Raw genomic sequence first — 23,457 nt, 5'->3', positions numbered from 1 at the left:
GCACAGCAAAAAGCCGGTCCACCGAGGTGGACCGGCTTTTCGGGCAACCGGAAGGCTGCGCTACGACGGGAACGTCAGCGCGCGACCTTGCCGGCCTTGATGCACGAGGTGCAGACGTTGAGCCGCTTCGGCGTCCGACCGACCACGGCACGCACGCGCTGGATGTTGGGGTTCCAGCGACGGGACGTACGGCGGTGCGAGTGCGAAATGTTGTTGCCGAAGCCCGGCCCCTTGCCGCAGACGTCGCAGTTGGCAGCCACGGGTCACTCCAAAGACTTCAGATGCACTTACAGTGAAATCCGGCGCGCCGGAATCAGATGACTGAAGTGGCGATACCGGAGGGATGGCCCGATTTTCATCGGGCAACCGAAGCAGCATACAACGGCCGCTTCGGTAGAACGAAACTACCACGGGTTCCGCCCGGACCGTCCCGACCCCTGTCCCCGGTCCGGCCCGGACCCGGGGCTACGCTGCCATCCAGCCGGCCGCCCACGGCCGCACCATGAGGAGGACCGACAGGTGCCGCAGACCGCCGACGACATGGACGCCGTCGCGGTGCGTACCTGGTGCTCCCTGGCGCTGGAGGCGCTGGGCCGGGAGCGCGCGGCGATCGACGCGATCAACGTGTACCCGGTCGCCGACGGCGACACCGGCACGAACCTCTACCTCACCGTGGAATCCGCCGCCGGGGCCGTCGAAGCGGTCTTCGCCGCCCATGAGACCGGCGCCACCGCCCCCGACACCGCCGACGCGGTACGGGCCATGGCGCACGGCGCCCTGATCGGCGCCCGCGGCAACTCCGGCACGATCCTCGCCCAGCTGCTGCGCGGGATGGCCGGCGAGCTGGCCCTCGGCCATGACGCCGACCACCTGCGCCGGGCCCTCGCGGTCGCCGCGGCGGCGGCCCGGCAGGCCGTCGCCCACCCCGTCGAGGGCACCGTCCTCACGGTGGCCTCCGCGGCCGCCGACGCCGCCCGCACCGGGGACGGCGCCCGGCCCGCCGAGGTCGCCCGCGCCGCGTACGACGGGGCGTGCACCGCACTGGAGGCCACCCCCGGACAGCTCGCCGCCCTCGGCCGGGCGGGCGTCGTGGACGCCGGGGGGCGCGGGCTGGTGGCGGTGCTCGGCGCGCTCGTCGAGGCGCTCGGCGGGCGGGTCCCGGCGGCGGCACCGGCACCGGTCCGCCGGGGCGGGGCGGGAAGCCCGGTGCCCGTGGCGCCGGAGCCGGGCGACTGCGCGGCGGCGGACGGGCCCGCCTTCGAGGTGATCTACCTGCTGGAGGCGTCGGACGAGGCGGTGGACCGGCTGCGGGGCCGGCTCGACGGGCTCGGCGACTCGCTCGTGGTGGTGGGCGGCGACGGACTGTGGAACGTCCATGTGCACGTCGACGACGCGGGCGCGGCCGTGGAGGCCGGGGTCGAGGCGGGACGCCCGTACCGCATCCGGATCACCCACTTCGGCGCGGACCGGGCCCAGCCCCACGCCGAGCCCGCGCAGCGCGCCGTCGTCGCGGTGGTCCCCGGCGAGGGGCTCCGCGGGCTGTGCGAGGAGGCCGGGGCCACGACCGTGCTGGCCCGCCCCGGCGAGCCCCCGGCCAGCGGCGAACTGGTCGACGCGATCCGCCGGGCGCACGCCCGCGAGGTGGTCCTGCTGCCCAACGACGCCGAGCTGCGCCACACCGCAGCCGCAGCCGCCGAGCAGGCCCGTACGGAGGGGATCCGGGTCGCCCTCGTCCCCACCCGGGCCGCCGTCCAGGGCATCGCGGCCCTCGCCGTCCACGAACCGGGCCGCAGCTTCGACGAGGACGTGGTGGCGATGACCGCCGCCGCCGGGGCCACCCGCTACGCCGAACTCGCCGTCGCCGAACGGCAGTCCTGGACCATGGCGGGCATCTGCCAGGCCGGCGACGTGCTCGGCCTGATCGACGGCGACGTCGCCGTCATCGGCGAGGACGTGGCCCGGACCGCCCGCGCCGTACTGGACCGGATGCTGGCGGCCGGCGGCGAACTGGTCACCCTGGTGCTGGGCGAGGACACCCCCGCCGGCCTCGCGGACGCGCTGGAGGAGCACGTGCGCGAGGGCTACCTGGCGGTCGACACGATGGTCTACCGGGGCGGCCACCGGAGCGCGCCGCTCCTCATCGGGGTCGAGTAGGCCCGTCGGGCGGTACGGGATTCCCGGGGGCGCGGCGGTGCCCGCCGGACGATTGTCGGTGCCGTGGTGTGCAATGGACGGCGTGTCTGCGTTCGACGAACCCCTCAAGAAGCTGCTCGGCGGCGCCACCGCCAAGGTGATGGCCGAACACCTCGACCTGCACACGGTCGGTGATCTGCTCCACCACTACCCGCGGCGGTACGAGGAGCGCGGCCGGCTCACGGCCCTGTCCGACCTCCCGCTGGACGAGCACGTGACGGTGGTCGCGCAGGTCGCCGACGCCCGCGTCCTGACGTTCAACGGCGGCCGCGGCAGACGCCTCGAAGTCACCCTCACCGACGGCCACGGCCGCCTCCAGCTGGTCTTCTTCGGCCACGGCGTCCACAAGCCGCACAAGGAGCTGCTGCCGGGCAGGCGGGCGATGTTCGCGGGCAAGGTCTCCGTCTTCAACCGGAAGATGCAGCTGGCCCACCCCACGTACCAGCTGCTGGACGCGGAGGGGGCCGAGGGCGCCGGGGACAGCGAGGCGGTGGACGCCTTCGCCGGGCGGCTGCTGCCGATCTATCCCGCCTGCAAGCAGCTCGACTCGTGGCGGATCGCCAAGGCGGTCGACACGGTGCTGCCGCGCGCCGGGGAGGCCGTCGACCCGCTGCCGCCGGGGCTGCGCGAGGGCCGGGGCCTCACCGCCCTGCCCGAGGCGCTCCTCAAGGTCCACCGCCCGCGGACCAAGGCTGACATCGCCGAGGCCAGGGACCGGCTCAAGTGGGACGAGGCCTTCGTCCTCCAGGTCGCGCTGGCCCGCCGCAGATACGCCGACACTCAGCTCCCGGCGGCGCCCCGCAGGCCCGTCCCGGACGGGCTGCTGGACGCCTTCGACGCCAGGCTGCCCTTCACCCTCACCGAGGGGCAGCGGAAGGTCTCCGCCGAGATCTTCGACGACCTGGCCACCGACCATCCGATGCACCGGCTCCTCCAGGGCGAGGTCGGCTCCGGCAAGACGATGGTCGCCCTGCGCGCCATGCTCGGCGTCGTCGACGCGGGCGGGCAGGCCGCCATGCTGGCCCCCACCGAGGTGCTCGCCCAGCAGCACCACCGGTCCGTCACGGAGATGATGGGCGACCTGGCCGAGGGCGGGCTCCTCGGCGGCAGCGAGCAGGGCACGAAGGTGGTGCTGCTCACCGGCTCGATGGGCGCCGCCGCCCGCCGCCAGGCCCTGCTCGACCTCGTCACCGGCGAGGCCGGGATCGTGATCGGCACCCACGCCCTGATCGAGGACAAGGTGAAGTTCCACGACCTGGGCCTGGTCGTCGTCGACGAGCAGCACCGCTTCGGCGTCGAGCAGCGCGACGCCCTGCGCTCCAAGGGGAAGCAGCCGCCGCATCTGCTGGTCATGACCGCCACCCCCATCCCCCGTACGGTCGCCATGACCGTCTTCGGCGACCTGGAGACCTCCGTCCTGGACCAGCTCCCGGCCGGCCGCTCGCCGATCGCCAGCCATGTGGTCCCCGCCAAGGACAAGCCGCACTTCCTCACCCGCGCCTGGGACCGGGTGCGCGAGGAGGTCGAGGGCGGCCACCAGGCGTACGTGGTCTGCCCCCGCATCGGCGACGACGCCGAGGACGAGGCGGCGGGGAAGAAGGCGAAGAAGAAGGCCGCCGAGGACGAGGGCGAGAAGCGCCCGCCGCTGGCCGTGCTGGAGATCGCCGAGCAGCTCGCCAAGGGCCCGCTGGCCGGACTCCGCGTCGAGGTGCTGCACGGCAGGATGAACCCGGAGGACAAGGACGACGTCATGCGCCGCTTCGCCGCGGGCGAGGTCGACGTCCTGGTCGCCACCACCGTCATCGAGGTCGGGGTCAACGTCCCCAACGCCACCGCCATGGTGATCATGGACGCCGACCGGTTCGGCGTCTCCCAGCTGCACCAGCTGCGTGGCCGGGTCGGGCGCGGCTCCGCCCCCGGGCTCTGCCTGCTGGTCAGCGAGGCCCACGAGGCGTCCCCGGCCCGCGCCCGGCTCTCCGCCGTCGCCGCCACCCTCGACGGCTTCGAGCTCTCCCGGATCGACCTGGAACAGCGCCGCGAGGGCGACGTCCTCGGCCAGGCCCAGTCCGGGGTCCGCTCCTCGCTGCGGATGCTCGCCGTCATCGACGACGAGGAGGTCATCGCCGCCGCCCGCGAGGAGGCGGTCGCGATCGTCGCCGCCGACCCGGAGCTGTCCGGTCTGCCCGAGCTGCGGACCGCGCTGGACGCCCTGCTGGACAAGGAGCGCGAGCAGTACCTCGACAAGGGGTGAGGTGCCGGGGCGCCCGGGTGCGCGGGCCCGACCGGCCGCCACGCCATATCGTGGTGGCACGGCGCCGCGGCACCCCGCGGGCCGCCCACGAACCGAGGACCAGACACCCATGACCCGCGTGATCGCCGGCACGGCCGGCGGACGCCGCCTGGCCGTGCCGCCCGGCACCGGCACCCGCCCCACCTCCGACCGGGCGCGCGAGGGCCTCTTCTCCACCTGGGAGGCCCTGCTCGGCACCCTGGAGGGCATCCGGATCGCCGACCTGTACGCGGGCTCCGGCGCCGTCGGCCTGGAGGCGCTCTCCCGGGGGGCGGTCCACGCCCTGCTCGTCGAGGCCGACGCCAGGGCCGCGAAGACCGTCCGCGACAACGTCCGCACGCTCGGCCTCCCCGGCGCCGAGGTCCGCACCGGCAAAGCGGAGCAGATCGTGACGGGCCCGGCACCGGCCGAGCCGTACGACGTGGTCTTCCTGGACCCGCCGTACGCCGTCACCGACGACGATCTTGCCGAGATACTGCTCACACTCCGTGCTCAGGGCTGGCTCACCGGCGACGCGCTCGTCACCGTGGAACGCAGCACCAGAGGCGGGGAATTCGGCTGGCCCGAGGGGTTCGAACCACTGCGGGCCCGTCGATACGGCGAGGGCACGCTTTGGTACGGTCGCGCCGCCTCTACGTGCGAAGACGCACGATGACCGGACCGGAGAGGGAGGGAATCACATTGCGCCGCGCCGTCTGTCCGGGGTCCTTCGACCCCATCACCAACGGACACCTCGACATCATCGGCCGTGCCTCGAAGCTGTACGACGTCGTACATGTCGCGGTGATGATCAACCAGTCCAAGCAGGGGCTGTTCACCGTCGAGGAACGGATCGACCTGATCGAGCAGGTCACCGCCGAGTTCGGCAACGTCCGGGTCGAGTCCTTCCACGGCCTCCTGGTCGACTTCTGCAAGCAGCGCGACATCCCGGCGATCGTGAAGGGCCTGCGGGCCGTCAGCGACTTCGACTACGAACTCCAGATGGCCCAGATGAACAACGGCCTGTCCGGCGTCGAGACGCTCTTCGTGCCGACCAACCCCACCTACAGCTTCCTGTCGTCCTCCCTGGTCAAGGAGGTCGCCACCTGGGGCGGCGACGTCTCCCACCTGCTCCCGCCGGTGGTCCAGGAGGCACTCACCGAGCGCCTCGCCGGGAACCGGTGAACTGACGGACCGTCAGCAGGTGTCGGACGGGCGCCGACTGGCCGTACAGTCGGTCCCGTCCGTCTCCAATCGGCTGTAGAGAGTGGCGAGCACACGGTGGACGTGCAGAAGAAGCTCGACGAGATCGTCGAAGTCGTCGGGAGCGCCCGGTCGATGCCCATGTCGGCTTCGTGCGTGGTCAACCGCGCCGACCTGCTGGCGATGCTCGAAGAGGTGCGCGACGCCCTGCCCGGCTCGCTCGCCCACGCCCAGGAGCTCATCGGCGGCCAGGAGCAGCTGGCCGAGCAGGCCCGCCGGGAGGCCGAGCGGATCATCGAGTCCGCCCGCGCCGAGCGCACCTCGCTGATCGCCGGTACCGAGATCGCCCGGCAGTCCCAGAGCGAGGCCGACCGGATCCTGGAGGAGGCCCGCCGGGAGGCCGCCGAGGTCAAGGCCGAGGCCGACGAGTACGTCGACAGCAAGCTCGCCAACTTCGAGGTCGTCCTCACCAAGACCATCGGCTCCGTCGACCGGGGCCGCGAGAAGCTTCTCGGCCGCGGCACCCCCTTCGACGAGCAGGGCTACGAGGACCCGGACTTCGCCGAGGCCCCCGAGCGCTCCACCGACCCGGCCACGCTCCAGCGCCGGGCCGACGAGTACGTCGACACCAAGCTCGGCGCCTTCGAGGCGGTGCTCGCCAAGACCCTGGAGGCGGTCGGCCGCGGCCGGCAGAAGCTCCACGGCCGGATCCCCACCGACGACCTGGGCGCGCACGTGGCCGCGCAGGACGCGGCGGGCGGTCAGCAGCGCATGAGCGACGAGGACCACTGGGCCGGGCTCGCCGAGCTCGCCACCCCGGAGCCCGCACCGGTGCACCAGCAGCCCCCGCAGCAGTTCCCCGCCCAGGTCCAGCCGTCCTACGCGGAGAGCGCCCAGCCCGCCTACGCGGAGGGCTACGGCTACCAGGAGCAGCCCCAGCAGGACGCCTACGGCTACCCGCAGCAGCCGGACCCGTACGCCGCCTACCAGCAGCAGGGCTACGACCAGGGGCAGGGCCAGGCCCAGATGCCTGCCGCCCAGGGCTACGACGGCTGGCAGCAGCCCGTACAGCCCCAGCAGGGCCTTCCCGAGCAGCCCGGGAGCGCCCTCGACGAGACCAGCCTCTTCGACACCAGCATGATCGACCTGGACCAGCTCCGCCGCTACGAACAGGGGCGCTGACCAGGCGGGCCCGCAGGGGGGATCGGCCCGGATTGGGAGCTGGGCGGCGCGTCCAGTATCCTGGCTCTTCGGTCGCGCGTATGTCCGCGATCCCGGCTGCCCGCCTTCGGCTCCGAAGCCGGTCGGCCCTCCCCACGATGTGCGCTGCACATGATCGCGAAAGCAGGAACAGCCCTGAACGGCCACCTCGACCACCGAAACCCCCTCGTGTTCGACACGCACGAGCTGGGGCGGCGTCCCGGTGCCCTCCAGCGGCTCTCCCGCACGGTGGACGCACCCGGTCCGCCCGCGGTCCTCGGCATCGACGGGGTCATCGGCGTGCCCGAGGGCGCGCCCGTGGAGCTGGACCTCCGCCTCGAGTCGGTCATGGAAGGGGTGCTTGTCACAGGCACCGCCCGTGCGTCCGCCGAGGGGGAGTGCGTAAGGTGTCTGGAGCCGCTGCGCCTTGAGGTCGTGGCGGACTTCCAGGAGATGTTCTCGTACCCTGACGCCGACGACCGTGGCCGCCCGAAGGCGGAACCGGCCGACGACGCCGAGGACGACGAGGACAGGCTCTTCGTCGAGGACGGCTTGTTCGACCTCGAACCAGTGCTGCGTGATGCGGTGGTGCTCGCACTGCCGATGCAGCCGGTGTGCCGGGAGTCCTGTGCCGGTCTGTGCTCCGAGTGCGGAGTCAGGCTGGACGAGAACCCCGGTCATCACCACGACGCCGTCGACATCCGTTGGGCGGCATTGCAAGGACTCGCCGAGACCGTTCAGGACGGCGAGAAGGACAACATGGGCGGCGCCGAAGCGGGCGTCGACGAGAAGCAGGAGAAGTAGCCGTGGCTGTTCCGAAGCGGAAGATGTCGCGCAGCAACACGCGCCACCGCCGGTCGCAGTGGAAGGCTGCGGTCCCCACCCTGGTTTCGTGCGAGCGTTGCCAGGAGCCGAAGCTGCAGCACATCGCGTGCCCCAGCTGCGGCACGTACAACAAGCGCCAGGTCCTCGAAGTCTGAGCGGCTGGTGAGAGGCCCGATGTCTGAGTTGTCCCATGCCAAGAAGAAGGCAGACAACGTCAACACAGCCTCGTCCCACACGCTTCTGGAAGGGCGGCTCGGGTATCGACTCGAGACCGCCCTTCTGGTGCGTGCGCTGACCCATCGCTCGTACGCGTACGAGAACGGCGGTCTGCCCACCAACGAGCGGCTCGAATTCCTCGGGGATTCGGTGCTCGGCCTGGTGGTCACGGACACGCTGTACCGCACCCACCCCGACCTGCCCGAAGGCCAGCTGGCCAAGTTGCGGGCCGCGGTGGTCAACTCGCGTGCGCTTGCGGAAGTGGGCCGCGGCCTCGAACTCGGCTCCTTCATCCGGCTCGGCCGGGGTGAAGAGGGCACGGGCGGCCGGGACAAGGCGTCCATCCTCGCCGACACCCTTGAAGCGGTGATCGGCGCGGTCTATCTCGACCAGGGCCTCAGCGCGGCCTCGGAGCTGGTCCACCGGCTCTTCGACCCGCTGATCGACAGGTCCTCCAACCTCGGTGCCGGCCTGGACTGGAAGACCAGTCTCCAGGAGCTCACCGCCGGCGAGAGTCTCGGAGTCCCCGAGTACGTCGTCACGGAGACCGGCCCGGACCACGAGAAGACCTTTACTGCTGCTGCTCGCGTCGGTGGTGTCTCGTACGGCACCGGCACCGGCCGTAGCAAGAAGGAAGCGGAGCAGCAGGCCGCGGAGTCCGCCTGGCGCGGAATCAGCGCAGCCGCGGAGGAGCGGGCGGCCGCGGCGAAGGCCGCGGCCGACGGGGGCGCCACCGACGCCCCCGCGGACCCGCCGTCCACGGACACGGCTCCCGCCTGAGGCGAGGAAACCCCCGGTGCCCGGTGCACCGGGGGTTTTGTCCTGCCCGAAACGGATCAGCACCCACCCCTCTCTCCCAGGAGCGTCACCGTGCCCGAGCTGCCCGAGGTCGAAGTCGTACGGCGTGGTCTGGAGCGCTGGGTCACCGGCCGCACCGTCGCCGGGGCCGAGGTGCTGCATCCGCGCGCGGTCCGCCGCCACCCGGGCGGCGGGGCGGACTTCGCGGCCCGGCTCACCGGCGCCCGCTTCGGTACTGCGATGCGGCGCGGCAAGTACCTCTGGATTCCGCTGGACGACGCGGCCGGCTCGCTCCTGGGCCACCTCGGCATGAGCGGCCAGCTGCTCGTGCAGCCCGAGGACGCGCCGGACGAGAAGCACCTGCGGGTCCGGGTCCGGTTCGACGACACCCTCGGCACCGAGCTCCGTTTCGTCGACCAGCGGACCTTCGGCGGGCTCTCGCTCCACGACAACACCCCCGAGGGGCTCCCCGAGGCGATCGCCCACATCGCCCGCGACCCCCTGGACCCGGCCTTCGACGACGCCGCCTTCCACACGGCCCTGCGGCTGCGCCGCACCACGGTCAAGCGCGCCCTGCTCGACCAGTCGCTGATCAGCGGCGTCGGCAACATCTACGCGGACGAGGCGCTCTGGCGCAGCCGGCTGCACTTCGACCGGCCGACCGAGAACCTCACCCGGCCCCGGTCCACCGAGCTGCTCGGCCATGTCCGCGACGTGATGAACGCCGCACTCGACCAGGGCGGCACCAGCTTCGACAGCCTCTACGTCAATGTGAACGGCGAGTCCGGCTACTTCGACCGCTCCCTCGACGCCTACGGCCGGGAGGACGAACCCTGCCGCCGCTGCGGGACCCCGATCCGGCGCGTCGCCTTCATGAACCGGTCGTCCCACTTCTGCCCGAAGTGCCAGCGCCTGCGGTGAGGCCGCCGGGCGGGGCGGTCCTCAGTTGAGGATCTCGCCCCGGTCCTCCGCGCGGATCGCGGCGAGCCGGTCCCGCCAGGCCCGGAGCGCCTCGGGGGTCAGCCGCGTCCAGTCGTCGACCTCGGCGACGATCCGGAGCGGGTCCCTGCTGCGGTAGGAGCGGGTGGGGTTGCCGGGGAACTTCTTGTCGGTGACGTTGGGGTCGTTCTCGAACTCCCCGGTCGGCTCGACCAGGTAGACGCGGGGCTCGCCGTCACCGGCGGCGAGCTCGGCCGCGAGACCGGCACCGTCGCGGAGCGCCGTGAAGTAGATGTGGTTCATGACGACTTCCGGCCGGTAGTTGGAGCGGAAGCCCGAGGTCAGGAAGTCCCCGGTCCGCAGGTCGGCCTTCGTGCCGTGGAAGAACGGTCCCGTGTCCAGTATTTCGCCCATCGCGACAGGCTACCGACCCGGGCCGGGGCGCGCGGGAAGTTCCGGGCGGTACTGCCCGGCTCCGCGTCAGAAGCCGAACAAGTGAAGGCCCAGGACTCTGACCTGCGGTCGTGCAATCGATCAACGCTGCGACCTGTGACTTAGCCGTCGGTGGTTGTCAGCGTTGGTTGTCGTTGAGCACCCTCCGACGGCCCCAGGACGGCCCGACGGGCGCATGGTGGCAAAGGGGCCACACGGTTTGTTCCAACACGACATGCTTGGCCCATGACTCGTCGTAATGCCACCCAAGATTTCATGGCGCACAACCAAGCCCAGATGCATACGTACTGCTACCAGTTGGCCGCGACCTGGTTCGAGTTGCACCCGGAAGCCACGGCGAGTGAGCTGGTGGCCTTCCTGAAGGATCAGGCGTACAAGGCGCAGACGGCCGCCGCTGAGGTCTATGTGGCCAAGGAGGGCGTGACCATGGACGAAGCCATGGAGTTTCAGGCGCGCCACTACGACTACCGAGACTTGATGCGCCGAGAGCTGTCTATGAACGACTGAGGTCGGTGGAGTCTCAATGAGTGAGTCAAGCTGACGGGCGCCGTCCATCAACGAGGACAGCGCCCGTGCCGGATGCTGGCTTCGAGATCTGGCCTCATCCTTATCAGGTCGATCGCTGGACACGCACGACGTCTAGGAACCTCCGCCGTTCCTTGACTGTCCAGCCGACGTCGTTCGCCATTGGCCGGTACGGTTCGTGCTCGTTGGTGTCAGATGCTGATGTCAGGAAGCTGGGCAGCCTTGACAAGACTTCCCGTGGTCAGGAGCCCTACAGGTCGTCGTCGCGTTCCAGGATCAGACTGATCGAGCCGTCTTCGAGGTTGATGCCGCTCTCAAGATGCTCGTGGTAGCCGTCTCGGAGCTCGGGATCGGAGAGGCTGACGAGTCGCTCTGCCAGGTCTCGCAGACCGGCGGCGTTCGCTGCGACGGTGATCTCGGTGCCCGAGCCGTACACCTTGATCCTTGGTTCATCCATGCGGTCACGCTACAGCGAGCCTTAACCCCCTATCCCAACCCACCACTCACCCCAGCTCCCATCCCGTCCGCCTTCGACCCACACACCGTGGAGCGGGCGTGGTTCAGGGCGTCAAGGTGGAGCGCGCCACTGTACGAACGACCTTGACGCCCTGAGCCGCGACTGCTCGGCTCTGCCTGGGTCGAAGGTGGTCGGGATGGGAGCCCCACGACGCTCGCCCCGCTCCGGCCGGCACTCGCGAACGGTGCCCCGTCCATCCCGGAGTCTGAGCGCCCCCGCCGGAGGCATCCTCTTGAAGCCGCCGGCTCGGTTCTCGCCTCATGCCCCACGGGCCTATCCACTGCGGGCGCGCGTCGGCGGCGGCAGCGCCGAGCGGGCCGAAGGCAGGAGCGCGGGCGCAGCCAGAGCCGGGAAGCGCGCCCGGCGGAGCGGAGCGCAGCCGGGTGCCTTGATCCCCGCAAGGTCAAGCCTTGGCCCGCCGAGCGCGTCAAGGCTGTTCGGGAAGCTCTGCCGGAGAGGTACCGCGCGATGGTGGACCCCGCTGCCGGATGCGGTTTGCGTCAGGGCGAGGTCTTCGGGCTCGCGGTTGAGGATGTGGACTTCCTCGGCGGCGTTCTGCACGTGGTCCGGCAAGTGAAGCTACTCCGTGGACGGCCCGTGTTCGCTCCGCCCAAGGGTGGCAAGGAGCGGGATGTCCCTCTGCCCGAGTCCATCGCCCTCGGCTTGGCTGGCCACCTGACGCATGTGCCTGCTGCGGACGTGACACTGCCGTGGAAGACGTTGGATGGGCCGCCCGTCACTGCGTCGCTGATCTTCCGGAGCCCTGAGGGGTACGCGCTCAATCGCAACCGGTTCAACGATCGGCAGTGGAGGCCCGCTCTGCGCGCCGCCGGCGTGGTCGGGGGTCGGGACAACGGGATGCACGCTCTACGGCACTTCTATGCCTCGGTGCTCCTGGACGCGGGGGAGAGCATCAAGGCCCTGAGCGAGTACCTGGGCCACCATGACCCCGGCTTCACACTGCGGACCTACACGCATCTGATGCCGTCGAGCGAGACCCGTACGCGCGCCGCCGTAGACGCGGTCTGGGCCGCCCCGGGCGCCAATGACGGCCCGGAGACGGCCCAGGAAGAGAGGGATAGGTCGTTGACCTGCGAGGTTCTTAGAAGCCGAACTCCTGGGTCCACCAGGGGCCGCCGGAGCCGTGGTGGACACCGAGGCCGAAGGTCTTGTAGTCGCAGTTCAGGATGTTGGCGCGGTGGCCCGGGCTGTCCATCCAGGCGGCCATCACGGCCCGCGCGTCCGCCTGGCCACGGGCTATGTTCTCGGCGGCCAGGCCCTGGACGCCGACCTTCGAGGCACGGTCCCAGGGGGAGCGGCCGTCCGGGTCGGTGTGGTCGAAGAAGCCGCGGGCGGCCATGTCCTCGCTGTAGTTCTGCGCCAGCGAGGTGAGCGGGGAGCTGGCGGTCAGCGGGGAGCAGCCGACCTTCGCGCGCTCCTGGTTCACCAGGGAGAGCACGGCGGCCCGCGCGTCGGTGACGGCGGAGCCCCGGGTGGCGGCGGCGGTGGTCCTCGGCGCGGTGGGGGTCTCGGTCCTGGTGGCGGCCGGGGCGGTGCTGCGGGCGGCGGTCCCGGGCTGAGTCGCCTTCGCGGCCGGGGCGGACGGCTTCTTCCGTCCGGCGGCGGGTGACTTCGTGGCGGACGGGGCGGCGGAGGGCGATCCGGCCGGGGACGGACTCCGGTGCGGGGCGTCGGCCCGGCCCGTGCCCCGGTCGGCGGCGGTGGCGCCCCGGCCGGCCTCGGCCTGTACGTCGGGGGAGCTGTCGGCGCGCACCCGCTCGGCGGGGCCGCCGCCGAGCGTGAGGGTGGAGCCGCCGGGTATCAGCCCCGTGGTCATCGCCACGGCCCCCACCGCCAGCGCCGCGGAGACGCCGACCATTCCGGTACGGATGGCCGAGCCGGACCGCTTCCCGCGGTGCCCGACCGGCTTCCGGGCCGCGCCCCGCGCCTCGTGGTCGTCGGTGGCCGGAGTGACGGCGGAGCGACGATGGCTTCCCATCTGCTGAGCCCTTCTGACGGTCCGGACGCCGCTTCCGACGCCACCGGTCTTAACCCGTTCGGGTGAGTCTATTGGGTGGGGACTGTACGCCATGGACATGCGGAGGGATGTGCTCCGGGCGCCGTCGGCCGGTTAGCGTTCGGGCATGGACGAAGAGGTACGGCTGACCGCCTGGGTGCGCGGCCGGGTGCAACGGGTCGGATTCCGCTGGTTCACCAGGGAGAACGCGCTGGAGATCGGTGGCCTCACCGGCTTCGCGCTCAATCTCGACGACGGCCGGGTGCAGGTCGTCGCCGAAGGGCGGCGGGAGAGCTGCGAGCGGCTGCTGGACTGGCTGCGCTCGGCCGACACACCCGGACAGGTGGACGGGGTCACTGAGATATGGGACACGCCGCGCGGAGGTTACGAGGGCTTCGCCATCCGCTGAGCGGGGCCCGTCCCGGGCGCGGAACGCGCTGTGTTCGGACCGTGTTCGATGGCGGCCGAAGGGTTACCGGGGGGCCCGTCCATTTCCGTACACATGAAATGACCTGCGGAATGTCCGGATGGTTGCCAGGAATGGGCCGACGTGCCAGGCTGCCGCAATAGGAATGATCTCCACGCCCCGTCGGGCCCCGCAGGAGAGACGCGCCGCATGATCGTCGGGCCGCGCACCGCGGGATGCTCCCTCTGCCGGGCGTGATCGTGTTGACCGTCAAACTTTTTGGTGAGACTCTGAAATCCCCGCGCACCTTAGCTGTTTGGCAGAGCTGTTCGGCAGCAGGACAGCAGTGACGACAGAGCACTGCCGAGCACCGCGGGTGCGATTCCCTCACGACCCACACCGCATCGGTCGGTCACTCAGTGTGGAGGACCATCCTCATGGCAAAGGCGCTTCTCGGTTACGTCGGCGGCTCCGACCCGCGACTCCTCGCCGAGATGCGACGGCTCCAGCAGCGTGTCCAGGACCTGGAATCCGAGCTCGTACGGATCCAGGACGAGAACGACGCGCTCACCGCCGCCGCCCAGCACCAAGAGTCGCTGCTCGACAGCATCGACATCGACGTACCTCAGGCGGAGCCGGCGCTGACCTGACCGATGGGCCCTCGTGGCCGGTCGGGTCCGTAAGCGTCAGCCGCCGGGATCATCACCCGGATCGTCGCCGGAATCACCGTCGGATCATTGAAGATCACTGCTCTTGATCTGTCACTTCCGTGACATGTCGTTGATCCGGCATGCGCAGCTGCACCAGAACCACCGTGCGGAGCACCGCACAAGATTTACCAAGGGGCGCTTCGGCGTCCCTTTTTCTTTTCCGTCCGCACCCGCGTCCGGCGTCATTTCCGCCCGGACGTGCACGGAGCCCGCCCCCCGGCGTACCCCTTCCCTTAACGTCTGATGTGCCCTGCACCTTCATGGGTGAAACCGAGAGTGAAAGGTAGAGTCCGGCGGCGTGCACCTCAAGGCCCTGACCCTGCGTGGTTTCAAGTCGTTCGCCTCCGCCACGACGCTCCGGTTCGAACCCGGTATCACCTGTGTCGTCGGCCCCAATGGCTCCGGCAAATCCAATGTGGTGGACGCGCTCTCCTGGGTCATGGGGGAACAGGGAGCCAAATCCCTGCGCGGCGGCAAGATGGAGGACGTCATCTTCGCCGGTACCACCGGGCGCCCGCCGCTCGGCCGGGCCGAGGTGTCGCTGACCATCGACAACTCCGACGGCGCGCTGCCCATCGAGTACGCCGAGGTGACGATCACCCGGATCATGTTCCGCAACGGCGGCAGCGAGTACCAGATCAACGGCGACACCTGCCGCCTCCTGGACATCCAGGAGCTTCTCTCCGACTCCGGCATCGGCCGCGAGATGCACGTCATCGTCGGCCAGGGCCAGCTCGACTCCGTGCTCCACGCCGACCCGGCCGGCCGCCGCGCCTTCATCGAGGAGGCCGCAGGCGTCCTCAAGCACCGCAAGCGCAAGGAGAAGGCGCTGCGGAAGCTGGACGCGATGGGCGCCAACCTCGCCCGCGTCCAGGATCTCACCGACGAGCTGCGACGGCAGCTGAAGCCGCTCGGCAGACAGGCCGCCGTGGCGCGCCGGGCCGCCGTCATCCAGGCCGACCTGCGCGACGCCAGACTGCGGCTGCTCGCCGACGACCTGGTCACGCTCCGCACGGCGCTGCGCGACGAGATCGCCGACGAGGCCGCGCTCAAGCAGCGCCGCGAGGCCGCCGAGACGGAGCTGAGGGCGGCGCTCGGCCGTGAGGCGGAGCTGGAGGAGGAGGTGCGGCGCCTCGCGCCCCGGCTCCAGCGGGCCCAGCAGACCTGGTACGAGCTCTCCCAGCTGGCCGAGCGGGTCCGCGGCACGGTCTCGCTGGCCGACGCCCGGGTCACGAGCGCCGCCGCCCCCGTGGAGGAGGAGCGGCGCGGCCGCGACCCCGAGGACATGGAGCGGGAGGCCGTCCGGATCCGCGAGCAGGAGGCGGAGCTGACCGCCGCGCTCACCGCGGCCGAGCACGCCCTGGAGGACACCTCGGCCCACCGCGCCGAGCTGGAACGGGAGCTGGCGGCCGAGGAGCGCCGCCTCAAGGACGCCGCCCGCGCCATCGCGGACCGCCGCGAGGGGCTCGCCCGGCTGACCGGCCAGGTCAACGCGGCCCGGGGACGGGCCGCTTCGGCGCAGGCCGAGATCGACCGGCTGGCCGCGGCCCGGGACGAGGCACGGGAGCGGGCGGTCGCCGCCCAGGAGGAGTACGAGCAGCTGAAGGCCGAGGTGGCCGGGCTGGACGCCGGGGACGAGGAACTCGGCGAACAGCACGAGACCGCCCGGCAGGAACTGGCCCGGGCGGAGGCGGAGCTCACCGCGGCCCGGGAGACGGCCACCGCCGAGGAGCGGCGGCGGGCGGCGGTGGCGGCCCGTCACGACGCGCTGGCCCTCGGGCTGCGCCGCAAGGACGGTACGGGCGCGCTGCTCGGGGCGCGGGACCGGCCGGCCGGGCTGCTCGGTCCGGCCGCGGAACTGCTGACCGTGGCGGCGGGGTACGAGGTGGCGGTCGCGGCGGCGCTCGGCGCGGCGGCCGACGCGGTCGCGGCGACGGACCCGGCCTCGGCGGCGGAGGCCATCCGGCTGCTGCGCAAGCAGGACGCGGGGCGGGCCGCGCTGCTGCTGGGCGGGGGGCGTGCCGGGGCGGCGCGGCAGGTGGCCCCGGCCGTCCGCGTGGATACCGGGCCGCCCGCCGTGGCCGATCTGGTCGGCGGTCCCGCCGAACTGGTGGACGCCGTACGCGTACTGGTGCGGGGCATGGTGGTCGTCGCCACCCTGGAGGACGCCGAGGACCTCGTCGAGGCCCGCCCGGAGCTGACGGCCGTGACCGCCGAGGGCGACATCCTCTCCGCCCACTTCGCGCACGGCGGCTCCGCCGGTGCGCCCAGCCTCCTCGAAGTGCAGGCGTCGGTCGACGAGGCCGCCGCCCAGCTGGAGGAGCTGGCCGTGCGGTGCGCGGAGTCCGCCGAGGCGCAGCGGGCCGCCGGGGAGCGGCGCCGGGCCGCGGCCGGGCTCGTCGACGAGCTGGGGGAGCGGCGCCGGGCCGCCGAGCGGGAGAAGTCCGGGGTCGCCCAGCAGCTGGGGCGGCTGGCCGGGCAGGCCCGGGGCGCGGCGGGCGAGGCCGAGCGGACGACCGCCTCCGCCGCCCGCGCACAGGAGGCCCTGGACCGGGCGGTCGAGGAGGCCGAGGAGCTGGCCGAGCGGCTGCTGGTCGCCGAGGAGGTCCCCGTGGCGGACGAGCCGGACACCGCCGTACGGGACCGGCTCGCCGCCGACGGCGCCAACGCCCGCCAGACCGAGATGGAGGCCCGCCTCCAGGCCCGTACCCACGAGGAGCGGGTCAAGGCGCTCGCGGGCCGGGCGGACGCCCTCGACCGGGGCGCCCGTGCCGAACGGGAGGCCCGGTCCCGCGCCGAGCGGCGCCGGGCCCGCCGCCGCCACGAGGCCCAGGTGGCCGCCGCGGTGGCCTCCGGCGCCCGCCAGCTCCTCGCCCACGTCGAGGTCTCCGTCGTACGGGCCGAGCGGGAGCGGGCCGCGGCCGAGGCGGCGAAGGGGGAGCGGGAGCGGGAGCTGGCGGCGGAGCGAGGCCGGGGCCGCGACCTCAAGAGCGAGCTGGACAAGCTCACCGACTCCGTGCACCGGGGCGAGGTGCTCGGCGCCGAGAAGCGGCTGCGGATCGAGCAGCTGGAGACGAAGGCGCTGGAGGAGCTGGGCGTCGAGCCCGCAGGGCTGACCGCCGAGTACGGCCCCGACCAGCCCGTGCCGCCGTCCCCGGCGGCGGAGGGCGAGGAACTGCCCGAGGACCCGGAGCATCCGCGCAACCGGCCGGCCCCCTTCGTCCGGGCCGAGCAGGAGAAGCGGCTCAGGTCGGCCGAACGGGCGTACCAGCAGCTCGGAAAGGTGAATCCGCTCGCCCTGGAGGAGTTCTCGGCGCTGGAGGAGCGGCACAAGTTCCTCTCCGAGCAGCTGGAGGACCTGAAGAAGACCCGGGCCGATCTGGTCCAGGTCATCAAGGAGGTCGACCAGCGGGTCGAGCAGGTGTTCACGGAGGCGTACCGGGACACCGCCCGCGAGTTCGAGGGCGTCTTCTCGCGGCTCTTCCCGGGCGGCGAGGGCCGGCTCGTCCTGACCGACCCGGAGAACATGCTCGCGACCGGGGTGGACGTCGAGGCACGGCCGCCCGGCAAGAAGGTCAAGCGGCTCTCGCTGCTCTCCGGCGGGGAGCGCTCGCTGACGGCGGTGGCGCTGCTGGTCTCCATCTTCAAGGCCCGGCCGAGCCCGTTCTACGTGATGGACGAGGTGGAGGCGGCGCTCGACGACACCAACCTCCAGCGGCTGATCCGGATCATGGAGGAGCTCCAGGAGAGCTCGCAGCTCATCGTGATCACGCATCAGAAGCGGACGATGGAGGTCGCCGACGCGCTGTACGGCGTGTCGATGCAGGGCGACGGCGTCTCCAAGGTGATCAGCCAGCGGCTGCGCTGAGCCGGGTGCCCGGCGTCCACCGCCCGAGTGGTGGACGCCGGAAAGATGTGCGCCACTGGGGGATGACCCGTCAGGAGCACATGTGACCAGTACAGCGCAGGGACCGGCGGCCGGGGCGAGCCAGCCCGACCACCTCGGCCACGTCATCTTCATCACCGCGGCCGCCGCCATGGGCGGCTTCCTGTTCGGCTACGACAGCTCGGTCATCAACGGCGCCGTCGAGGCCATCCGCAGCCGCTACGACATCGGCTCCGCCACCCTCGCCCAGGTCATCGCCATCGCCCTGATCGGCTGTGCGATCGGCGCGGCCACCGCCGGCCGGATCGCCGACCGCATCGGCCGCATCCAGTGCATGCGGATCGCCGCCGGGCTCTTCACCATCAGCGCGGTCGGTTCGGCCCTGCCGTTCGCCCTCTGGGACCTGGCGATGTGGCGCATCATCGGCGGCTTCGCCATCGGGATGGCCTCGGTGATCGGCCCCGCGTACATCGCGGAGGTCTCGCCACCCGCCTACCGGGGCCGGCTCGGCTCCTTCCAGCAGGCGGCGATCGTCATCGGCATCGCCATCTCCCAGCTGGTCAACTACGGCATCCTGCAACTCGCCGACGGCGACCAGCGCGGCCGGATCGGCGGCCTGGAGGCCTGGCAGTGGATGCTCGGCGTGATGGTCGTCCCGGCCCTCCTGTACGGGCTGCTCTCCTTCGCGATCCCCGAGTCGCCACGGTTCCTGATCTCGGTCGGCCGCACGGAGCGGGCCCGCAGGATCCTCGCCGAGGTCGAGGGCAAGGGCGTCGACCTCGACGCCCGGGTGGCCGAGATCGAGACCGCCATGCACCGCGAGCACAAGTCCACCTTCCGGGACCTGCTCGGCGGCCGCTTCGGCTTCCTGCCGATCGTCTGGATCGGCATCGGCCTCTCGGTCTTCCAGCAACTCGTCGGCATCAACGTGGCGTTCTACTACTCGGCGACGCTCTGGCAGTCCGTCGGCATCGACCCGACCGAGTCCTTCTTCTACTCGTTCACCACGTCCATCATCAACATCATCGGTACGGTCATCGCGATGGTCCTGGTCGACCGGGTGGGCCGCAAACCGCTCGCCCTCGCGGGCTCCACCGGCATGGCCGTCGCCCTCGCCTTCGAGGCCTGGGCCTTCTCCGCGAAGCTGGTCGACGGCAAACTGCCCAGCCCGCAGGGGGCGGTGGCGCTCGTCGCGGCCCATGTCTTCGTGCTCTTCTTCGCCCTGTCGTGGGGCGTCGTCGTCTGGGTCTTCCTCGGCGAGATGTTCCCGAACCGGATCCGCGCCGCCGCGCTCGGCGTCGCCGCCTCCGCCCAGTGGCTCGCCAACTGGGCGATCACCGCGAGCTTCCCGAGCCTGTCCGAGTGGAACCTCTCGGCCACGTACGTCATCTACGCCTGCTTCGCCACGCTCTCCATCCCCTTCGTGCTCCTCTTCGTCAAGGAGACCAAGGGCAAGGCGCTGGAGGAGATGGGCTGAGCGGCGCTCGGGCCCCTCAGTGCCCGAGCGCCGCGCAGAACAGCCGCAGGCTGCGCCACCCCTCCTCGACCGGCATCCCGCCGCACAGCGGATGCAGCACCAGGCTGTCCAGCTCCCCGGCCGCCGCCGAGCACTCCTCGGGGGTGAGGACCCGGTAGACCCCCTCGGCCCGCAGCTCCGCCACCGTCGTCGCCGCCGAACGCACCGCCGAACGGATGTCCTTGGACTGCCAGGAGGCGTACGTGCGCGCCTCGTGCAGGAAGTGCTCGCCGTACACGGCCCACGTCCGGTCCGGATCCTCGGAGACGTGCAGCAGCGGCGTCACGGCGGACGGCATCATGCAGAAGCCGTCCGTCCCGAACGCGGCGCGCCGCTCGTGGTAGTACGCCTCCAGCTCCGGCAGGTGCGCGCTCGGGAAGAACGGCAGCCCGAGCCGGGCCGCCCGCCGCGCCGCCGCCCGCGAACTGCCGCCCACCAGCAGCATCGGGTGCGGCTGGGTGTACGGGCGCGGCGTGACCCGCACCGTCCGCCCCCGGTACGGGAACGGCTCGCCGGTCCACGCCTGGAGCAGCGTCTCCAGCAGCTCGTCCTGGAGCCGCCCGCGCCTGCCCCACTCGACGCCCGCCTGCTCGTACTCCTCGGGCCGGTAGCCGATCCCGGCCACCGTCACCAGCCGGCCGGCGCTCAGCAGGTCCAGTACGGCGATGTCCTCGGCCAGCCGCAGCGGATCGTGCAGCGGGCCGATGATCGCCGAGACCGTGACCGCTATCCGGGAGGTGGCGCCGAAGACGGCGCCCGCGAAGGCGAAGGGGGAGGGCAGCCAGGAGTTGGCGGTGCCGTGGTGCTCCTCGGTCTGCACGGTGTCGACGCCGTGCCCGTCGGCGTACGCGGCCATCTCCAGCGCGGCACGGTAGCGGGCCGAGAGCGGCTCGGGCGCGGCGTCGGGATCGACGAGATTGAACCGGACCACTGTGAAGGCCATGAGACGTGTCCCCATCGTCGGCGGGCGCGGCGAACGGGACATTAGCTGACGAGGCGTCAGATGTGTAGGGGTGCGTCCTCGGTCCTTCCGCCGTCGGCCCGGGGCTGTCCGGCGGGGCGCGGCAGTACGGCGTACAGGGTGGCGGAGACCGCGATCGCGGCCGCCCAGCCGAGCCCCAGGCGCCCGGCCCAAGTGGTGGCGAGCGGGCCGGTGAACCACCGCACCCGGGTGAGCAGCAGTCCCGTCGCCAGGCCGGCGGCCCAGGCGGCCACGGCCGGTACGGCGAAGCCCCGGGTGTACCAGTAGGCGCTGGACGGCGTGGTGTCCAGGAGCGCCGCCGGGTCGTACGCCCGGCCGCGCAGCAGGTCCACGGCGAAGACGCCGATCCAGGCGGAGAACGTCACGGCGAGCAGCGTCAGGAAGGAGACGAACGCGTCCAGGAAACCGGCCGCCGTGAACATCAGCCAGATCCCCAGACCCAGGCTGATCACGGCGTTCATCCCGACCGCCCACGCGCGCGGGACCCGGAACCCCAGCGTCTGCGCGGTGAACCCGGCCGAGTACAGCGACATCGCGTTGATCAGCACCATTCCGGCCACGACGAACAGCAGGTACGGCACCGCGAGCCACCCCGGCAGCAGCGGACCGAGGAACGCGACCGGATCGCGGGCGGCGGCCAGCCCCGGCTCGGCGACGGCCATCACCGCCCCCATCGCCACCATCGGCAGATAGACGAGAGCGGCACCGGCCACGGTCGCCCCGGTCATCGCCCAGCCGGACGCCGTACGCGGCAGGTAGCGGGCGAAGTCCGGGCTCGACGGGGCCCAGCTGATCCCGCCCGCCGCCAGCGTGCCGACCCCCGCGACCACCATCGCCGCCGGCCCGGGCGGCCGGGCGAGCACGGCGTGCCAGTCCGTCGCACCGGCCAGATGGACCAGTACGAGCACGCTGACGCCGCCGAAGAGGTACGCCGACCAGGTGCAGCACACCCGCAACGCCCCTATGCCCAGCCCCGACACCAGCCAGCTGCACCCCACGAAGACGAGCAGGACCACCAGGGTCGTGCGCCGGCCGGCCGGGACGCCGAGGAGTCGGTCCAGCACCGCCAGCGCCGCGTAGGTGCCGGTGACCGCGTTCACCGTCTCCCAGCCCCAGCGGGCCACCCAGGTCAGCGCACCGGGCAGCAGGTTGCCGCGCTGCCCGAAGACGGCCCGGGACAGCGCCATGCCCGGCGCCCCGCCCCGGCTGCCCGCGACCGAGACCAGGCCGACCAGCCCGAAACCGAGCACCGAGGCCAGCGCCGCGACCGCCAGCACCTGCCAGAGGTTCAGCCGGTCGAGGACGACGAGCCCCGCGCCGATGGTGAGGAGGAGCACGGTCAGATTCGCGCCGACCCAGGTGGGGAAGAGGGCCCGGACCCGGCCGGTGCGCTCGCTGTCGGGGACGGGCTCCAGGCCACGGGTCTCCACAGGCAGGATCGTACCTTTCCTCCCAAAGAGTGCATAACGATCGGGCGGATGTCCGGGCGATCCTTCGGGACGGTCCCGCCGGTCGGACGTGACTGATACTGGGTGGGTTATGGAATTCGTCATCCTTGCTGTAGTCATCGCCCTGGTCGCGGTCGGCGTGATCAGCGGGCTCGTGGTCAGCGGCCGCAAGAAGAAGCAGCTGCCCCCGGCACCGTCGAGCACGCCGACCATCACACCTCCCGCCGAGCCCCATGTCGGCGAGGAGGCCGAGACGCCGCGCGAGGAACCGCGCCGCACCATCGAGGAGGTCGGCCCGCCGGAGGCCGGGGCCCCCGCCGAGGAGGCCCCCGGGGCCGTCGAGCCGGAGGCGCCCGCCGTCCCGGCCATCGAGGTGCCCGAGCCCACCGCCGGCCGGCTGGTACGGCTGCGCGCCCGGCTCGCCCGCTCGCAGAACTCCCTCGGCAAGGGGCTGCTCACGCTCCTGTCCCGGGACAACCTCGACGAGGACACCTGGGAGGAGATCGAGGACACCCTCCTCACCGCCGACGTCGGCGTCGCCCCCACCCAGGAGCTGGTGGAGCGGCTCCGCGAGCGCGTCCGGGTGCTCGGCACCCGTACCCCCGAAGGGCTGCGCGGGCTGCTGCGCGAGGAGCTCCTCACCCTGCTCGGCACCGACTTCGACCGCGCGGTCAAGACGGAGAGCGGTCTCGACACCCCCGGCGTCGTGATGGTCGTCGGCGTCAACGGCACCGGCAAGACCACCACCACCGGCAAGCTGGCCCGGGTGCTCGTCGCCGACGGCCGCAGCGTCGTGCTCGGCGCGGCCGACACCTTCCGCGCCGCCGCCGCCGACCAGCTCCAGACCTGGGGCGAGCGCGTCGGCGCCCGCACCGTACGCGGCCCCGAGGGCGGCGACCCCGCCTCGATCGCCTTCGACGCGGTCAAGGAGGGCATCGCCGAGGGCGCCGACGTGGTGCTCATCGACACCGCCGGTCGGCTGCACACCAAGACCGGCCTCATGGACGAGCTCGGCAAGGTCAAGCGGGTCGTCGAGAAGCACGGTCCGCTCGACGAGATCCTGCTCGTCCTCGACGCCACGACCGGGCAGAACGGCCTGGTGCAGGCCCGGGTGTTCGCCGAGGTCGTGGACATCACCGGCATCGTGCTCACCAAGCTGGACGGCACCGCCAAGGGCGGCATCGTCGTCGCCGTCCAGCGCGAGCTGGGCGTGCCGGTCAAGCTGGTCGGTCTCGGCGAGGGCCCGGACGACCTGGCCCCCTTCGAGCCGGAGGCGTTCGTCGACGCCCTGATCGGCGACTGACCCCGTCCTCGGACCCGTCCGGGAGCCCGACCGTACGGCACCGCCGCGGTC

The 23,457-nt window shown here is 72.0% G+C and carries 21 protein-coding genes and 1 pseudogene; 16 read left to right on the top strand and 6 right to left on the bottom strand.

From position 1 onward, the window contains the following. Positions 1–74: 74 nt before the first annotated feature. Positions 75–260, bottom strand: coding sequence for a 50S ribosomal protein L28 (gene rpmB, locus ACIQGQ_RS21440; RefSeq protein WP_030928661.1), 186 nt, complete (start codon positions 258–260; stop codon positions 75–77). Between the two features lie 259 nt (positions 261–519). Between rpmB and ACIQGQ_RS21435 the strand changes: the two genes are divergently transcribed. From ACIQGQ_RS21435 to mutM, 9 genes are all read left to right on the top strand, one after another. Beyond that, on the top strand, positions 520–2,154 hold the full coding sequence (locus ACIQGQ_RS21435) for a DAK2 domain-containing protein (protein ID WP_402398191.1): 1,635 nt from the start codon (positions 520–522) through the stop codon (positions 2,152–2,154). A 73-nt stretch (positions 2,155–2,227) separates the two neighbouring features. Then, positions 2,228–4,444, top strand: coding sequence for an ATP-dependent DNA helicase RecG (gene recG, locus ACIQGQ_RS21430; RefSeq protein WP_402398189.1), 2,217 nt, complete (start codon positions 2,228–2,230; stop codon positions 4,442–4,444). 109 nt (positions 4,445–4,553) lie between these two features. After that, positions 4,554–5,138 (top strand): 16S rRNA (guanine(966)-N(2))-methyltransferase RsmD, encoded by a 585-nt coding sequence (gene rsmD / locus ACIQGQ_RS21425; RefSeq protein WP_366296054.1) that lies wholly within the window; start codon positions 4,554–4,556, stop codon positions 5,136–5,138. 26 nt (positions 5,139–5,164) lie between these two features. Continuing rightward, positions 5,165–5,647: a pantetheine-phosphate adenylyltransferase gene (gene coaD, locus ACIQGQ_RS21420; RefSeq protein ID WP_402398308.1), complete on the top strand. Its 483-nt coding sequence runs from the start codon at positions 5,165–5,167 to the stop codon at positions 5,645–5,647. A gap of 96 nt (positions 5,648–5,743) precedes the next feature. Beyond that, the gene (locus ACIQGQ_RS21415) at positions 5,744–6,847 is read left to right on the top strand and encodes an ATP synthase F0 subunit B (RefSeq protein ID WP_402398187.1); all 1,104 of its coding nucleotides are present in this window, start codon (positions 5,744–5,746) and stop codon (positions 6,845–6,847) included. Between the two features lie 150 nt (positions 6,848–6,997). Further along, positions 6,998–7,669 (top strand): YceD family protein, encoded by a 672-nt coding sequence (locus tag ACIQGQ_RS21410; RefSeq protein ID WP_402398185.1) that lies wholly within the window; start codon positions 6,998–7,000, stop codon positions 7,667–7,669. A gap of 2 nt (positions 7,670–7,671) precedes the next feature. Then, positions 7,672–7,845: a 50S ribosomal protein L32 gene (gene rpmF / locus ACIQGQ_RS21405; protein WP_003965982.1), complete on the top strand. Its 174-nt coding sequence runs from the start codon at positions 7,672–7,674 to the stop codon at positions 7,843–7,845. A gap of 19 nt (positions 7,846–7,864) precedes the next feature. After that, complete coding sequence (rnc, locus tag ACIQGQ_RS21400; protein ID WP_366296049.1) at positions 7,865–8,686, top strand: ribonuclease III; 822 nt, start codon at positions 7,865–7,867, stop codon at positions 8,684–8,686. Positions 8,687–8,776: 90 nt separating this feature from the next. Beyond that, entirely contained in the window at positions 8,777–9,625 is an 849-nt protein-coding gene (mutM, locus tag ACIQGQ_RS21395; RefSeq protein ID WP_402398183.1) for a bifunctional DNA-formamidopyrimidine glycosylase/DNA-(apurinic or apyrimidinic site) lyase, read from the top strand. Between the two features lie 21 nt (positions 9,626–9,646). Here mutM and arr read toward each other — a convergent pair whose 3' ends face one another. Next, positions 9,647–10,057, bottom strand: coding sequence for an NAD(+)--rifampin ADP-ribosyltransferase (gene arr, locus ACIQGQ_RS21390; protein ID WP_402398181.1), 411 nt, complete (start codon positions 10,055–10,057; stop codon positions 9,647–9,649). A 264-nt stretch (positions 10,058–10,321) separates the two neighbouring features. On the opposite strand from arr, the gene ACIQGQ_RS21385 reads away from it, so the two are divergent. Then, positions 10,322–10,603, top strand: coding sequence for a hypothetical protein (locus ACIQGQ_RS21385; protein ID WP_402398179.1), 282 nt, complete (start codon positions 10,322–10,324; stop codon positions 10,601–10,603). Between the two features lie 268 nt (positions 10,604–10,871). Here the strand turns inward: ACIQGQ_RS21385 and ACIQGQ_RS21380 are convergent, their stop codons facing one another. Then, complete coding sequence (locus tag ACIQGQ_RS21380) at positions 10,872–11,078, bottom strand: hypothetical protein (RefSeq protein WP_402398177.1); 207 nt, start codon at positions 11,076–11,078, stop codon at positions 10,872–10,874. Positions 11,079–11,525: 447 nt separating this feature from the next. Here ACIQGQ_RS21380 and ACIQGQ_RS21375 point away from each other — a divergent pair. Next, positions 11,526–12,209: pseudogene (locus tag ACIQGQ_RS21375) on the top strand (tyrosine-type recombinase/integrase); the annotation flags it as partial. Between the two features lie 31 nt (positions 12,210–12,240). On the opposite strand, the gene ACIQGQ_RS21370 reads toward ACIQGQ_RS21375, so the two are convergent. Further along, on the bottom strand, positions 12,241–13,137 hold the full coding sequence (locus ACIQGQ_RS21370; RefSeq protein WP_402398175.1) for a CAP domain-containing protein: 897 nt from the start codon (positions 13,135–13,137) through the stop codon (positions 12,241–12,243). A gap of 145 nt (positions 13,138–13,282) precedes the next feature. On the opposite strand from ACIQGQ_RS21370, the gene ACIQGQ_RS21365 reads away from it, so the two are divergent. The 4 genes from ACIQGQ_RS21365 to ACIQGQ_RS21350 all read left to right on the top strand — a co-directional run bounded on the left by ACIQGQ_RS21365 (position 13,283) and on the right by ACIQGQ_RS21350 (position 19,634). Next, the gene (locus ACIQGQ_RS21365) at positions 13,283–13,564 is read left to right on the top strand and encodes an acylphosphatase (RefSeq protein ID WP_402398173.1); all 282 of its coding nucleotides are present in this window, start codon (positions 13,283–13,285) and stop codon (positions 13,562–13,564) included. A gap of 434 nt (positions 13,565–13,998) precedes the next feature. Further along, positions 13,999–14,211 carry a hypothetical protein gene (locus ACIQGQ_RS21360; protein ID WP_352276296.1) on the top strand — a complete coding sequence of 71 codons (213 nt, stop codon included), beginning with the start codon at positions 13,999–14,001 and terminating at the stop codon, positions 14,209–14,211. 358 nt (positions 14,212–14,569) lie between these two features. Further along, entirely contained in the window at positions 14,570–18,139 is a 3,570-nt protein-coding gene (gene smc / locus ACIQGQ_RS21355; RefSeq protein WP_402398171.1) for a chromosome segregation protein SMC, read from the top strand. Positions 18,140–18,221: 82 nt separating this feature from the next. Continuing rightward, positions 18,222–19,634 carry a sugar porter family MFS transporter gene (locus ACIQGQ_RS21350; RefSeq protein ID WP_402398169.1) on the top strand — a complete coding sequence of 471 codons (1,413 nt, stop codon included), beginning with the start codon at positions 18,222–18,224 and terminating at the stop codon, positions 19,632–19,634. Positions 19,635–19,650: 16 nt separating this feature from the next. Here ACIQGQ_RS21350 and ACIQGQ_RS21345 read toward each other — a convergent pair whose 3' ends face one another. Together ACIQGQ_RS21345 and ACIQGQ_RS21340 are read right to left on the bottom strand one after the other, a co-directional pair. Beyond that, positions 19,651–20,616, bottom strand: coding sequence for an LLM class flavin-dependent oxidoreductase (locus tag ACIQGQ_RS21345; protein WP_402398167.1), 966 nt, complete (start codon positions 20,614–20,616; stop codon positions 19,651–19,653). Positions 20,617–20,672: 56 nt separating this feature from the next. Beyond that, positions 20,673–22,085, bottom strand: coding sequence for a purine-cytosine permease family protein (locus ACIQGQ_RS21340; protein ID WP_402398165.1), 1,413 nt, complete (start codon positions 22,083–22,085; stop codon positions 20,673–20,675). Positions 22,086–22,194: 109 nt separating this feature from the next. Between ACIQGQ_RS21340 and ftsY the strand changes: the two genes are divergently transcribed. Beyond that, positions 22,195–23,406 (top strand): signal recognition particle-docking protein FtsY, encoded by a 1,212-nt coding sequence (gene ftsY / locus ACIQGQ_RS21335; protein ID WP_402398163.1) that lies wholly within the window; start codon positions 22,195–22,197, stop codon positions 23,404–23,406. Positions 23,407–23,457: the final 51 nt, after the last annotated feature.

This window comes from Streptomyces sp. NPDC092952 (assembly GCF_044754785.1).
In the GTDB taxonomy this organism is placed as follows: Bacteria; Actinomycetota; Actinomycetes; order Streptomycetales; family Streptomycetaceae; genus Streptomyces.
The sequence above is the reverse complement of the archived record's forward strand: the minus strand, read 5'-3'. Positions and strand labels throughout refer to the sequence as shown.